10 protein-coding genes are annotated in these 13,220 nt (G+C 43.5%); 8 read left to right on the top strand and 2 right to left on the bottom strand.

Features of this window, described 5'->3' with window-relative positions:
- Nucleotides 1-185: 185 nt before the first annotated feature.
- The 7 genes from DP114_RS04645 (at nucleotide 186) to DP114_RS04615 (ending at nucleotide 9,389) form a co-directional block, all read left to right on the top strand.
- Nucleotides 186-1,553, top strand: coding sequence for an NAD(P)/FAD-dependent oxidoreductase (locus DP114_RS04645; RefSeq protein ID WP_171975563.1), 1,368 nt, complete (start codon nucleotides 186-188; stop codon nucleotides 1,551-1,553).
- A 494-nt stretch (nucleotides 1,554-2,047) separates the two neighbouring features.
- Nucleotides 2,048-3,610, top strand: a complete 1,563-nt coding sequence (locus DP114_RS04640; protein WP_246163053.1) for a class I SAM-dependent DNA methyltransferase — start codon at nucleotides 2,048-2,050, stop codon at nucleotides 3,608-3,610.
- Nucleotides 3,600-4,298: a DUF1016 N-terminal domain-containing protein gene (locus DP114_RS34700; RefSeq protein WP_246163052.1), complete on the top strand. Its 699-nt coding sequence runs from the start codon at nucleotides 3,600-3,602 to the stop codon at nucleotides 4,296-4,298. Before DP114_RS04640 ends, DP114_RS34700 begins: the two co-directional genes overlap by 11 nt.
- Entirely contained in the window at nucleotides 4,288-5,511 is a 1,224-nt protein-coding gene (locus DP114_RS04630; protein ID WP_169263613.1) for a restriction endonuclease subunit S, read from the top strand. The genes DP114_RS34700 and DP114_RS04630 overlap by 11 nt, the downstream gene beginning before the upstream one ends.
- The gene (locus DP114_RS04625) at nucleotides 5,508-5,948 is read left to right on the top strand and encodes a PIN domain-containing protein (protein WP_169263614.1); all 441 of its coding nucleotides are present in this window, start codon (nucleotides 5,508-5,510) and stop codon (nucleotides 5,946-5,948) included. The genes DP114_RS04630 and DP114_RS04625 overlap by 4 nt, the downstream gene beginning before the upstream one ends.
- Nucleotides 5,938-6,147, top strand: coding sequence for a hypothetical protein (locus DP114_RS04620; protein WP_169263615.1), 210 nt, complete (start codon nucleotides 5,938-5,940; stop codon nucleotides 6,145-6,147). Before DP114_RS04625 ends, DP114_RS04620 begins: the two co-directional genes overlap by 11 nt.
- 134 nt (nucleotides 6,148-6,281) lie before the next feature.
- Nucleotides 6,282-9,389, top strand: coding sequence for a type I restriction endonuclease subunit R (locus DP114_RS04615; RefSeq protein WP_171975562.1), 3,108 nt, complete (start codon nucleotides 6,282-6,284; stop codon nucleotides 9,387-9,389).
- Nucleotides 9,390-9,514: 125 nt separating this feature from the next.
- On the opposite strand, the gene mutS is transcribed toward DP114_RS04615, so the two are convergent.
- The gene (gene mutS / locus DP114_RS04610; RefSeq protein ID WP_171975561.1) at nucleotides 9,515-12,190 is read right to left on the bottom strand and encodes a DNA mismatch repair protein MutS; all 2,676 of its coding nucleotides are present in this window, start codon (nucleotides 12,188-12,190) and stop codon (nucleotides 9,515-9,517) included.
- Nucleotides 12,191-12,445: 255 nt separating this feature from the next.
- Nucleotides 12,446-12,592: a hypothetical protein gene (locus DP114_RS04605; protein WP_169263618.1), complete on the bottom strand. Its 147-nt coding sequence runs from the start codon at nucleotides 12,590-12,592 to the stop codon at nucleotides 12,446-12,448.
- Nucleotides 12,593-12,687: 95 nt separating this feature from the next.
- On the opposite strand from DP114_RS04605, the gene DP114_RS04600 reads away from it, so the two are divergent.
- A complete protein-coding gene (locus DP114_RS04600) occupies nucleotides 12,688-13,203 on the top strand; it encodes a peptidoglycan-binding domain-containing protein (RefSeq protein WP_169263619.1) in 516 nt (171 codons plus the stop codon).
- Nucleotides 13,204-13,220: the final 17 nt, after the last annotated feature.

Below are 13,220 nucleotides of genomic sequence, written 5' to 3'. Positions count from 1 at the left end.
GTGAAAAGTCAGACCTGTCTCAGATTCACACGTCCGTATATATCAGCTACCGGCTTTAATTGCTGTAATTTTGACTACTTTTAGTATTTCTTCAAAAGCTACAAATAAACGGCAGCCTTTATTCGACCTTTGGTAGAGTTTTGTTAAGAAAATTTACAAGCCCTTAACAAAAGGAAATAGTTTTTATGGTAGTTGTACATGAAAATAATGAACTACATAACGTTGTAATCATTGGTGGAGGCTTTGGTGGACTGTATACAGCAAAGACTCTTGCCAAAGCGAATGTCAATGTTACTCTTATTGATAAACGTAACTTTCATTTATTTCAGCCGCTTTTATATCAAGTTGCGACAGGTACGCTATCACCTTCTGATATCTCTTCACCATTACGAGCTGTATTCAGGAAAAGCAAGAATACAAAAGTGTTGTTGGGAGAAGTAAATGATATTGACCCAGAAGCCAAAGAAGTTATTCTGCGTGATAGAATAATACCCTACGATACATTAATTGTTGCTACAGGTGCTAACCATTCCTATTATGGTCACGATAACTGGAGACCACTGGCTCCTGGCTTGAAAATTGTTGAAGACGCCATAGAAATACGTCGCCGGATATTTTCGGCATTTGAAGCCGCAGAAAAAGAAAGTGATCCCGAACTACGCCGTGCTTGGTTGACTTTTGTGATTGTCGGAGCGGGTCCCACTGGTGTAGAGTTAGCAGGTGCGATCTCAGAATTGGCATACAAAACTCTCAACGACGATTTCCGCAACATCGACACCTCAGAAACGAAGATTTTATTATTGCAAGGTGGCGATCGCATCCTCCCTCATATGGTACCAAAGTTATCAAAAGTCGCAAAAGTATCTTTGGAAAAGTTGGGTGTGGATACCCAAACTAACACCAGAGTGACAAATATTGAAAATGATATCGTTACTTTCAAGCAAGGTGATCAAGTTCAAGAAATTACCTCAAAAACTATATTATGGGCAGCAGGTGTGAAAGGTTCCGCTTTGGGGCAAGTTTTAGCAAACCGCACAGGTGTAGAGTGCGATCGCTCCGGACGTGTCATTGTAGAACCAGACTTGACGATAAAGGGTTATAAAAACATCTTTGTCATCGGAGATTTAGGCAACTTCTCTCATCAAGATGGAAAACCCTTACCTGGTGTTGCACCCGTAGCCAAACAAGAAGGAGAGTATGTAGCTAAACTCATTAAAAAACGCCTTCAAGGTAAAACGCTACCACAATTTCGTTACAATGACGTAGGTAGTTTGGCGATGATTGGCAAAAATTTAGCTGTTGTAGATTTAAGCTTCATCAAACTCCAAGGTTTCCTTGCTTGGATATTTTGGTTAGTCGTTCATATCTACTTCTTAATCGAGTTCGACACTAAATTACTAGTAGTATTTCAGTGGGCATGGAATTATCTGACTCGTAGTCGTCGCTCTAGATTGATTACAGGCAGAGAAGCTTTTGAAGATGCGAAAACTGTTACCAACGATGTTCCTTCGACCACTAGAAAAATGCAAGACACTTACAAGGTAGGAGTTTGAAAAGTACGTTCGATTTATTTGTGCCGACTTACTTATAGCAATCCTATTTGATTTGTGTGAAAGTGGCTGCGCGTAGCGCATAAATTGAGAGACACAGATCCCCGACAACTTTTAAGAAGTCGGGGATCTTGTTGTTTACAAATGATTTCGGACTGCTATATTTTATTAATGATTTACGGCGGGTTTGTCAGCCTGACTTTTCACGTCATGTGGAAAAACCAACGCAAAACCTAACCCCCCAGCCCCCTTCCCACCTCTCCCTAACCCTCTCCTAAAAGGAGAGGGAAGCGGAAAAACTTTTTTTGCGGGAAGGGGGAGAATTCAAAGCCTCTCTCCGCGCTGACGCGCCGCTTCGCTAATGCAGGAGAGAGGAATGGAAGCGAGGTTTTCCAGATCCCGTGAAAAGTAAGGTTTGTCGGTTGGATTCACAGTGACGGATTAAACCAGGCGTTAACTGGCATCATAAGAAACCTTACTTAAGGGAGTAGTACTTAGTGGCTCGTGGTCAGAAAAAAACCGAACAGAAAAACGGCAATGGGGCGACTTTAGGCTTTGAGCAAGCCCTTTGGGCATCTGCGGATAAGCAGCGGGGTCACATGGACGCAGCAGAGTATAAGCACGTCGTCTTGGGGTTGATTTTTCTTAAGTATATTTCCGATGCTTTCGGTGAAGTTTACGACATCCTGGCAAAGCAACCTTACGCTGATCCGGAAGATCGCGACGAGTACACAGCAGAAAATGTTTTCTGGGTTCCCAAAGAAGCACGATGGTCATTTTTACAAGCTAACGCCAAACAACCCACCATTGGGAAACTGCTAGATGAGGCAATGGATGCAATTGAGAAGGAGAACCCATCGCTCAAAGGCGTGTTACCTAAGGATTACAATAAGCCAGCTTTAGATAAACAACTGCTGGGAGAAATCATTGACCTGATTGCCAAAATTGGGTTAGGAGATGAAGCCAGCCGTTCTAAGGATGTTTTGGGGCGAGTTTACGAGTATTTTCTGGGACAGTTCGCCACTGCGGAAGGAAAGAGAGGCGGACAATTTTATACACCGCGTTGTGTGGTGCAGCTGTTAGTGGAAATGATTGAACCCTACAAAGGGCGAATTTATGACCCCTGTTGCGGTTCTGGGGGAATGTTTGTGCAGTCGGAGAAGTTTGTCGAAGCGCATGGGGGAAAGATTGGCGATATTTCTATCTATGGGCAAGAGTCAAACCCGACAACTTGGAAGCTGTGCAAGATGAATTTGGCAATTCGCGGCATTGATGGGAATATTGGCGATCGCAATGCTGATACTTTCCACAACGACTTGCACAAAGACCTCAAAGCTGATTTTATCCTAGCTAATCCCCCATTTAATATGAGCGATTGGGGCGGGGAGAGGTTGCGAGAAGATACCCGTTGGAAATATGGCACACCACCCGTAGGTAATGCTAACTACGGTTGGGTACAGCAGATGATTCACCATTTGTCAAGTAACGGCATTGCTGGTTTTGTGTTGGCGAATGGTTCGATGAGTTCTAACTCTTCGGGAGAGGGTGATATCCGCAAAACCATTATTGATGCGGATTTGGTCGATTGTATGGTGGCATTGCCAGGGCAGTTATTTTACAACACCCAGATTCCGGCTTGTCTGTGGTTTTTTGCGCGGAATAAGAAAAATGGCAAGTTTCGTAACCGGACTGGGGAGACATTATTTATCGATGCACGGAAGATGGGAGTTTTACTTGACCGAGTACATCGGGAATTGACAGATGAGGAAATAAAGCGGATTGCTCAAACTTACCATGCTTGGCGGGGTGAAAAGGAAGCGGGTAAGTATGAAGATATCCCCGGTTTTTGTAAGAGTGCCAAGTTAGATGAGATTGTCTCACATGGTTATGTTCTCACGCCTGGGCGATATGTGGGAGCAGAGGAAGTTGAGGATGATGATGAGGCGTTTGAGGAGAAGATGTTGCATTTGACTAAAAAATTAGAGCAGCAGTTTATTGAAAGTGCCAAGCTAGAGGCAATAATTAAAGAGAATTTACGCGGGTTGGGGTATGGCGGATAAGTTATCACCAATGGATGGCTATGATGACTTTTTACGGGATTTAAAAGAACGCATACGCAGCGCCCAAGTAAAAGCAGCTTTGTCTGTAAACCGTGAGTTAGTGTTACTTTATTGGCAAATCGGGCGCGAAATTATCGTCAGACAGCAGCAGCAGGGATGGGGTGCAAAAGTTATCGAACGTCTCGCCAGAGATTTAAAAGCAGCTTTCCCAGATATGAAGGGATTCTCGCGTACAAACCTGCTTTATATGAGAGCCTTTGCAGAAGCTTACCCCGATCAACAAATTGTCCAACAAGTTGTTGGACAAATACCTTGGGGGCATAATGTCCGTATTTTGGATGCTGTCAAAGATTCTTCAGCAAAGCTATGGTATGTACAAAAAACTATAGAAAATGGCTGGAGTAGAAATATATTAATGCATCAGACTAGTTTTGATTTGTGCAGCAGTCTGCTGCACAAATTATTGATGATAAATCTGCCACAGGTTGTGGCAGAAATTTCTTATTTGAATGATAGCTATGTTCTCACGCCGGGGCGATATGTGGGGGCAGAGGAAGTTGAAGATGATGAGGTGTTTGAGGAGAAGATATTGCATTTGACGAAGAAGTTAGGGCAGCAGTTTGAGGAGTCGGCAAGGTTGGAAACTGCTATTAGAGAAAATTTGCGGAGACTGGGGTATGGCAAGTGAGTTTTTGTGGACAACAATACGGGATGTATGCTCTGTTGGAGATGGTGCCCATTCCAAAGTTACTCGTCAAACTTTTGGTATTCCGTATTTAACATCTAAAAATATAGGCTCCGGTAATCTCAAACTAGATGATGTTGATTTTATAAGTGAAGAAGACTTTGAAAAACTATTTTCTAAAAAGTCGAAAGCAACACGTAGACTTCAAACTGGGGATGTCTTAATAGGTATTATTGGAACTTTTGGAAACGCATATAGATATAAAGATACAGACTATTTTGGTGTATCAAGTTCAGTAGCCATTTTACGACCAGATCAATCAGTCCTACATCCAGATTTTTTGTACTACGTAGTAACTAGTAATTTGTTTAAACAAGCACACTCTGCTTACAAAAGTGGTTCTGTTCAAGGATACACAAATATCCCAACTATAAAATGCTTGCCTATTCCTCTTCCTCCCCTGCCTGAACAAAAAGCGATCGCCCAAATCCTCTCCTCTCTCGACGACAAAATCGAACTAAACCGGGAGATGAACCAAACGCTGGAAGCGATCGCACGGGCAATCTTTAATTCCTGGTTTAAAGATGATAGCTTTCCTGACACCTGGCAAATACTGCCATTAGAAGACTGTATGGCTGCAATAATTGATTACCGAGGAAAAACCCCTACAAAAACTTTATCTGGTATTCCTTTAATTACAGCCAAAATTGTTAAAGACGGGCGAATTAACGAACCACAGGAATATATTGCACCCAAAAATTATGATTTGTGGATGCGTCGGGGATTTCCAGAACGTGGTGATGTTCTGATGACAACGGAAGCTCCACTAGGAGAAATTGCACAACTTGATGGGCGAAAAGTTGCACTTGCTCAACGTTTAATAACACTTCGGGGTAAGCCTGGAGTTATGGATAATACTTATTTAAAATTTTTAATGCTGTCATCGTTCGTACAAGAACAACTTCATGCTAGAGCTACTGGTACAACTGTTCTTGGTATACGCCAAAGTGAATTGCGTAAGGTTGATTTAGTTATTCCACCTTTTTTTGAACAACAAAAAATTAGTCAACCTCTTAGAATTATCGAAGATAAAATTGGCGCGAATGAGCAAGAATCACAGACACTCGCATCTATCCGCGACACCCTACTACCCAAACTCCTATCAGGCGAAATCCGTGTCAAAGAAGCTGAGAAAGTATTAGAGGCGGCGACATGACCAGGGTTTATTTAGATATAAGTATTTATAACCGCCCCTTTGATGACCAAACACAGCCAAAAATATTTCTAGAAACACAAGCGGTCATCTTAATTTTACAAATGGTCGAAGCAAAATTAATAGAATTAGTTAGTTCTTCAGTTCTAGAATATGAAAATAGCCGTAACCCGTTTCCTGTAAACCAACAGTCAATGGAGCGATACTTACAAATAGCTACATTGAGAGTATTACTAGATGAAAACATTAGAGCGAGAGCAAAACAACTAGAACAACAAGGGATTAAAGCCATTGATGCTCTCCACGTTGCTTGTGCCGAAGCTTCTCAAAGTGATTATTTTATCACTTGCGATAAGAGATTAATCAATCGCTCTCAAAGCTTAACACTTAAAACAATCAACCCTACTGATTTTATTTTGGATATAGAAGATGACAATTAAAGTTATTAATGAACAGCAAAATTTACAAGAAGTAATACAAGTTCTACTCACACATCTAGAGCCATCCAAAGTGATGAAATTCTGGGCTGCTTGTAAATTAGGCGAAGGTGATTATTTACAACTAAAAGAAAAACTGTTTGTTCAGGAGGATGTTGATAGTTTGTATGAAAAAATTAAAGCTTATCAAGACGATGAGTGATAAGTTACAATTTTTAGATGTGGTTGCCCTAAATAATTCTATTTCCCCCCTTCCCTAGCAGGGAAGGGGGCAGGGGGGTTAGGTTCCTTATGCCAAAATAGATACCAACAGCAAGTTTCAAAGGACTCATAACGGTGTCAGGAAAATTAACCGAAGGCGATGTAGAAGCCGCTACTCTCGAATGGTTTGAACAATTAAACTACACTACCCTCAACGCCTCGGAAATTGCCCCTGGTGAACCCAACGCGGAACGCCAAGACTACGCCGATGTTGTCCTCATTAACCGTCTGCGTTCTTCCCTAGAAACAATTAACCCTCAAATTCCCGCCGACGCAATAGAAGAAGCCATTCGCAAACTTACCCGCACTGACACACCTAATTTATTTGAAAACAATCGCCGCTTCCACAAATTGCTCACCGATGGGGTAAATGTTGAATACCAAACATCAGAAAGAATTGTCTACGACCAAGTTAAATTAATCGACTTTACCAACCCAGACAATAACGACTGGCTGGTAGTTAATCAATTTACTGTTATTGAAAATAAAAAAGAACGCCGTCCTGATGTTGTAGTCTTCATCAACGGCTTACCTTTAGCTGCAATTGAACTCAAAAATCCAGTCACCGAAAACGCCACAATTAAAGGCGCATTTAACCAACTCCAAACCTATAAACAAGATATCCCTAGTTTATTTCCCTACAACGAAATATTAGTAGTTTCCGACGGCACAGAAGCCAGAGTCGGAACCCTCACCGCCGACTGGGAACGCTTCATGCCTTGGCGCACAATTGATGGAGAAGACATCGCCCCTAAAAAAACCGCAGAACTGGAAGTTTTAATTAAAGGTATCTTTGAAAAACACCGTTTTCTCGACTTACTGCAACACTTCATTGTTTTTGAAGTAGACGGTAGCGACATTACCAAAAAAATGGCAGGATACCACCAATTCCATGCAGTCAATAAAGCCATTGAACGCACTGTGATAGCCACATCACCCGTAGGTGATAAACGTGTGGGTGTGGTGTGGCACACTCAAGGTAGCGGTAAGAGTTTAACAATGGCATTCTACGCCGGAAAAATTATCCAGAATCCAGAAATGGCAAACCCCACTCTGGTAATTCTCACAGATCGCAACGATTTAGACGACCAATTATTTAATACCTTTGCTTACTGTTCTGACTTACTGCGCCAGAACCCAGTCCAAGCGCAAGATAGGGAAAATTTAACAGAACTTCTACAAGTGTCCTCTGGTGGCGTTGTCTTTACCACCATTCAGAAATTCGCACCAGAACCAAGGCAACAATACCCCGAACTTTCTCCCCGTCGCAACATCGTTGTGATTGCTGATGAAGCACACCGTAGCCAATATGGATTAGAGGCGCGTGTAGTCACAACTCAAGATGAAAGCAACACGTATATAGCTTATGGCTTTGCGAAACATTTAAGAGATGCTTTACCTAACGCCTCATTTATTGGCTTTACAGGAACTCCCATAGAATCAACTGATATTAATACACCAGCAATATTTGGTGAATATATTGATATTTACGATATTCAAAGAGCAGTTGAAGATGAAGCCACTGTCCGCATTTACTATGAAGGACGCATGGCAAGATTGGAACTATCAGAATCAGAACGTCCTCATATTGACCCAGAATTTGAAGAAGTCACCGAAGGTGAGGAACAGTCAACCAGAGAACAGTTAAAAACCAAATGGGCAAAATTAGCAGCTTTGGTAGGAGCAGAAAAACGCATTGCCCTAGTTGCAAAAGACATTGTAGAACATTTTGAACGTCGCCAAGAAATTATCGACGGGAAGGCAATGATTGTCTGCATGAGTCGTCAAATTTGCGTAAATTTGTACGATGCAATTATCAAAATTCGCCCTGATTGGCATCATCTCGACGACGACAAAGGAAACCTGAAAGTTGTAATGACAGGTTCCGCAGCAGATCCTCTAGAATTTCAACCCCATATCCGCAATAAATCCAGACGTAAAGCACTAGCAAAGCGATTTAAAAATGAACATGACCCGATGAAATTGGTAATTGTCCGGGATATGTGGCTAACAGGATTTGATGCGCCATGTTTGCACAGTATCTACATAGATAAACCAATGCGTGGTCATGGTTTAATGCAAGCTATAGCCAGAGTTAACCGCGTCTTCAAAGACAAACCAGGCGGTTTAGTTGTGGACTACTTGGGTATTGCTGACCAACTCAGATCAGCTCTGAGAGATTATACTGCTGACAGCCAAGGTCAAACAGGCATTCCTCAAGAACAAGCGATCGCTCTCATGCTATCAAAATACGAAAACGTCACAGCACTGTTAGACGGTTTCGACTATTCGCTGTTCTTTACAGGTACTGCAACCCAGCGTGTCTCCATCATCCCCGCCGCAATGGATCATATTCTCGGACTGGAAGATGGACAACAGCAGTTTATCCAAGTTGTGAATGAATTAGCCAAAGCTTTTGCATTGTGCAGTTCCAGTGATGAAGCCATAGAAATTCGGGATGAAGTCGGTTTATTTCAGGCAATCCGCGCTGCCTTCGTGAAACATACCACAACTGGGGGTAAAAGTCCCGAAGATGTAGATACTGCAATTCGCCAAATTGTCTCTAACGCCGTTGCGAGTAATGAGGTGCTAGATATTTTCGCTGCTGCTGGGGTGAAGAATCCTGATATTTCCATCCTCTCCGATGAATTTTTAGCAGATGTCCGCCAATTACCCCAACGTCACCTAGCTTTAGAACTGCTGCGGAAATTAATCAACGACGAAATCAAAACGCGATCGCATCGTAACTTGGTACAGTCCCGTTCCTTTGCCGAAATGCTAGAACACACAATTCAACGTTACCAGAACCGGGCTATTGAAACCGCCCAAGTGATGAGCGAATTAATTGCACTAGCAAAAGAAATCCGGGAAGCGACAAAGCGAGGCGAAAATCTGGGGTTATCTGAAGATGAACTCGCTTTTTACGATGCCCTGGATTTAACTGATACCTCAGTCCAAGCATTAGGCGATGATACCCTCAAAGCGATCGCTCGTGACCTAATAGATACAGTTCGCCGCAACGTTACTATTGACTGGACACAGAAAGAAAGCGTCAAAGCCAATCTCCGGCGCTTAGTCAAGCGCTTACTGCGGAAATACGGCTATCCACCAGAAAAGCAAGAGAAGGCGATGGTGACAGTCCTGCAACAAGCAGAGTTACTGTGTAAGGATTGGGCTGCGTGAGGGGGCGTTCTGCACGCAGCGCAGCAGTGAACCTATCGCTACTCACCAAGGGCTATGAAAGACCGATAAAGCTTCACGACATTAATCTGTTAACGACGACAAATAATCTCGTTATTCGACAATAACTATTCCAAATTTTGCAGTCCCATAGCAATCTTGCTGTGCTTTTCAATTTGCCCCATCACTTGTTTTGCCCGTGCAATCACAACCTTAGGTAAACCCGCCAACCTTCCCGCTTCAATTCCGTAAGACTTATCAGCACCTCCTGGTTGGACTTGGTGCAAAAAGATAATTTGGTCAGCTAACTCCTTCACCGTCACTTGGTAATTAGCAATATTTGGCAATAGCGAAGCCAATTCATTTAACTCATGGTAGTGCGTCGCAAAAATCGTCCGCGCCAGAATCTCCGTTGCAATGTACTCCGCCACAGCCCAAGCAATAGAAAGACCATCAAACGTTGCGGTTCCCCTGCCAATCTCATCCAACAACACGAGTGATCTCGACGTTGCATGGTTGAGAATATTCGCCGTCTCATTCATCTCCACCATAAAAGTCGATTGACCCGTCGCCAAGTCATCTACTGCACCTACACGAGTAAAAATGCGATCGCACACTCCCAACCTAGCAGACCCAGCAGGCACAAAACTACCAATCTGCGCCATCAGCTGAATTAACCCCACCTGACGCAAATAACAACTCTTACCACTCGCATTCGGACCAGTAAGGATAATCAAATCAGGATGGGGCGAGTCAGGGAGTGAGGGAATGAGAGAACTTTCCTTCCCTCCTCTTTCTCCTTGTCTCTTTCTTCCCTTCTCCTCTTCCTCCTCTGCGTTCTCTGCGCCTCTGCGGTTCGTTTCCCCTCCTAATGACGTCGAATTCGGCACAAAGAAACCCGCAGGCAAAGACTGTTCCACCACCGGATGACGTCCATCCACAATATTAATTTCTCGTCCCTCCACCATCTCCGGACGACAATAACCTTGATAAACCGCCAACTCAGCCAACCCACACAACACATCCGCCGCTGCTACCGCACGGGAAATATTGCGAATAACTTCCGCTTCTCCCCCCACTTCTTCCCGCAACGCCACAAAAATCTCATATTCCAACTGATTCAAATCATCTCGCGCCGTGAGAATCCGCGCTTCCCGTTCTTTCAACTCTGGCGTGATGTAGCGTTCTTCATTCACCAGCGTTTGCTTGCGTATATAATTAGACGGAACTTGGTCAGCTTTTGCACGAGAAATGCTGATGTAATAACCAAAAGTTTTGTTAAATCCCACTTTCAGCGTCGGAATTCCCGTCTTTGCTCTCTCGTCAACTTCCAAATTGGCAATCCATTTTTGGTCGTCTTCGACAGTTGCACGTCTTTCGTCCAATTGAGTATTTATCCCAGAGCGAATCAACCCGCCTTCTTTGATATGTATAGGTGGTGACTCCACCAGATGAGCGCGAATTTTCTGTGCCAATTCTTCTAAAACAGGTGGTACCTTCTGCAATGCTTTGAGAAATGGAGAATGAGCACTAGCCACCAAGCGGGATAATTCTGGTAAACGAGAGAGTGAGTCTGCCAAAGCAACTAAATCTCTTGCATGAGCAGTACCAGAACCTGCCCGTCCCGTCAGCCGTTCTAAGTCATAAATTTGACGTAACAACTGCCGTAGTTCTTGACGAAGAGTTGTATTTTCTACCAATTCTTGGATAGTGTCTTGCCGGGAACGAATACCCTTAACATCTAGTAACGGTTGCAATAACCACCGTCGTAACGCACGACTGCCCATCGCTGTACTGGTTCTATCCAAAGCCCATAAAAGCGAACCAACAAAACTACCATCGCGGACTGTTTGCGTAATTTCTAGGTTACGTCGAGTTTGATAATCAACAATTAAAAAGTCAGTGAGGGTATAGGTGCGTAACAACTGTAAAGGAATCGCGTTTTCTTTTTGTGTATCTTCTAAATATTCCAGCAACCCACCTGCAGCGCGGACGGCTAGGGGGAGTTGGTCACAGCCAAGTCCTTCTAAGGAGCGCACTTTAAATTTTTGCAACAATCTTGCTCTTGCTTCTGCTTGAGAGAAGGGAATTTGCGATCGCAAACAATAACAAAAAGATGGTGGCAAACATTCAGGTAAATGTTCCGATTTTTCTCCTGCACGCAGCAGTAAACTTCTCAAGTCTGGTGCGTTCGTCGGAACGAGGACTTCCGCAGGCTGCAAGCGCATCAGTTCCTGTGTCAAATGCTCTAAATTGCTACCTTGCGTAGTGAGGAATTCACCAGTAGAAATATCTGCATAAGCCAAACCCCAATGCTCTCCAGCAATCACCACAGCCGCAAGGTAATTATTGCGACTTGACTTGAGCATTCCTTCTTCTAGCAAAGTTCCAGGGGTGAGGATACGGGTAACTTCCCGCCGCACCAATCGACCAGCCGCTTCAGCAGCATCTTCCACTTGGTCGCAAATAACAACCGCATACCCTTTTTCCACCAATTGCGTCGCGTGGCGTTCCCAGGCGTGATGCGGTACACCACTCATCGCCACCCGTCCGACGTCCCCTACAAGCTTACTGGTGAGGGAGAGTTCTAATTCCTGCGCCAAAGTCACAGCATCTTCAAAGTAGCATTCAAAGAAATCTCCCACTCGATACAGTAGCATCGCGTGAGGATACTTATCCTTGATATCCACATAATGCTGGAACATTTGAGTCAGCTTACTGCGATCCACCAGCCGATGGTCAGCGTGAGGTGCAGTTGGGTTACTGGGTTGGGTTGTTTGGGATGCAGAGTAAGAAGCGCTCATTGATGTCTACCAATACACATGGCAACCTGCCAATATCCGATGATACCTTGATATCGAGGATACTCTCAAATTGTTCAAGGTTTTTAACTCTTCGACGACTTTGCCTAGGAATCTGGATAAGAACTGCTGGTTGGTCAGCTTTCATCAATTGTTTCAACAACAGACAAAGCGACTGCTGTGGATGCACTCGCGATTTTATTCAACCAGCCTGCCCAGAGGGCATACTTTAAATTAAGCGAATACTCATGCTGAGTGTCAAAAGCGATTAGTGAGTGGCGGTTTGATATCCTCCAGTGAACGTGAATGCCAAAGTCCTTCGAGTATGTCCTTCAGACTACGATAGCCGTCAGGCGTGGCGTCAGCCATAGATAGCCAGTTCCCTGGTAACTGTTTACTGTTCATTGATTTGGGGGAAATTTCTAAGTTTCAGATTTTTCTTTGCGGAATGAACTAATCAGCCAGTGGTTCTAAGCATACAAACACATTGAGAAAGAACAATGACCATTACAAATGAAGCTGCTTCTGCTCAACTTAACAAGCCTGTTCTCAAGGAAGGTTCAAAAGGTGACGCTGTTAAAGAACTGCAAAAACTGTTATTAAAATCGGGTGCTTTTGTATCTCTCAATGACGAGGGTGCTTGTGTATTTCCTGGTGAAGAAGTTGTTGACGGTGTATTTGGTTCCAAGACAAAAAATGCGGTTATACTCTTCCAAGGTAAGGTGTTTCTTCTACAAGATGGAATTGTTGCAGATAAAACTTGGCGAGCACTTTTTAAAAATGCGCCAGTTGATATGCCTATCCTGAAGAAAGATAGCAAGGGAGAACTTGTAAAGAAGGTTCAAGAAAGATTAGCACTCGGCGACTTTTACGAGGGTAAAATTGACGGTAATTTTGGTAATAATACAGAAAAAGCAGTCAAAGCTTTGCAAAAGCGCACAGGGTTAACTGTGGATGGAGTGATTGGCGAACGCACCTGGTTTGAATTAAGCAAGATTAATACAATCTTCTGTTAATTCATTCGCGGTCAAAG

Origin of the sequence: Brasilonema sennae CENA114 (assembly GCF_006968745.1) — a bacterium.
GTDB lineage: Bacteria > Cyanobacteriota > Cyanobacteriia > Cyanobacteriales > Nostocaceae > Brasilonema > Brasilonema sennae.
The sequence above is the reverse complement of the archived record's forward strand: the minus strand, read 5'-3'. Positions and strand labels throughout refer to the sequence as shown.

Bases quoted from the DNA above. Each gene is read 5' to 3' on its own strand.
- mutS (WP_171975561.1), bottom strand. From the start codon at position 12,190: ATGAGCGCTTCTTACTCTGCATCCCAAACAACCCAACCCAGTAACCCA.
- DP114_RS04645 (WP_171975563.1), top strand. From the start codon at position 186: ATGGTAGTTGTACATGAAAATAATGAACTACATAACGTTGTAATCATT.
- DP114_RS04620 (WP_169263615.1), top strand. From the start codon at position 5,938: ATGACAATTAAAGTTATTAATGAACAGCAAAATTTACAAGAAGTAATA.
- DP114_RS04625 (WP_169263614.1), top strand. From the start codon at position 5,508: ATGACCAGGGTTTATTTAGATATAAGTATTTATAACCGCCCCTTTGAT.
- DP114_RS04630 (WP_169263613.1), top strand. From the start codon at position 4,288: ATGGCAAGTGAGTTTTTGTGGACAACAATACGGGATGTATGCTCTGTT.
- DP114_RS04600 (WP_169263619.1), top strand. From the start codon at position 12,688: ATGACCATTACAAATGAAGCTGCTTCTGCTCAACTTAACAAGCCTGTT.
- DP114_RS34700 (WP_246163052.1), top strand. From the start codon at position 3,600: ATGGCGGATAAGTTATCACCAATGGATGGCTATGATGACTTTTTACGG.
- DP114_RS04605 (WP_169263618.1), bottom strand. From the start codon at position 12,592: ATGAACAGTAAACAGTTACCAGGGAACTGGCTATCTATGGCTGACGCC.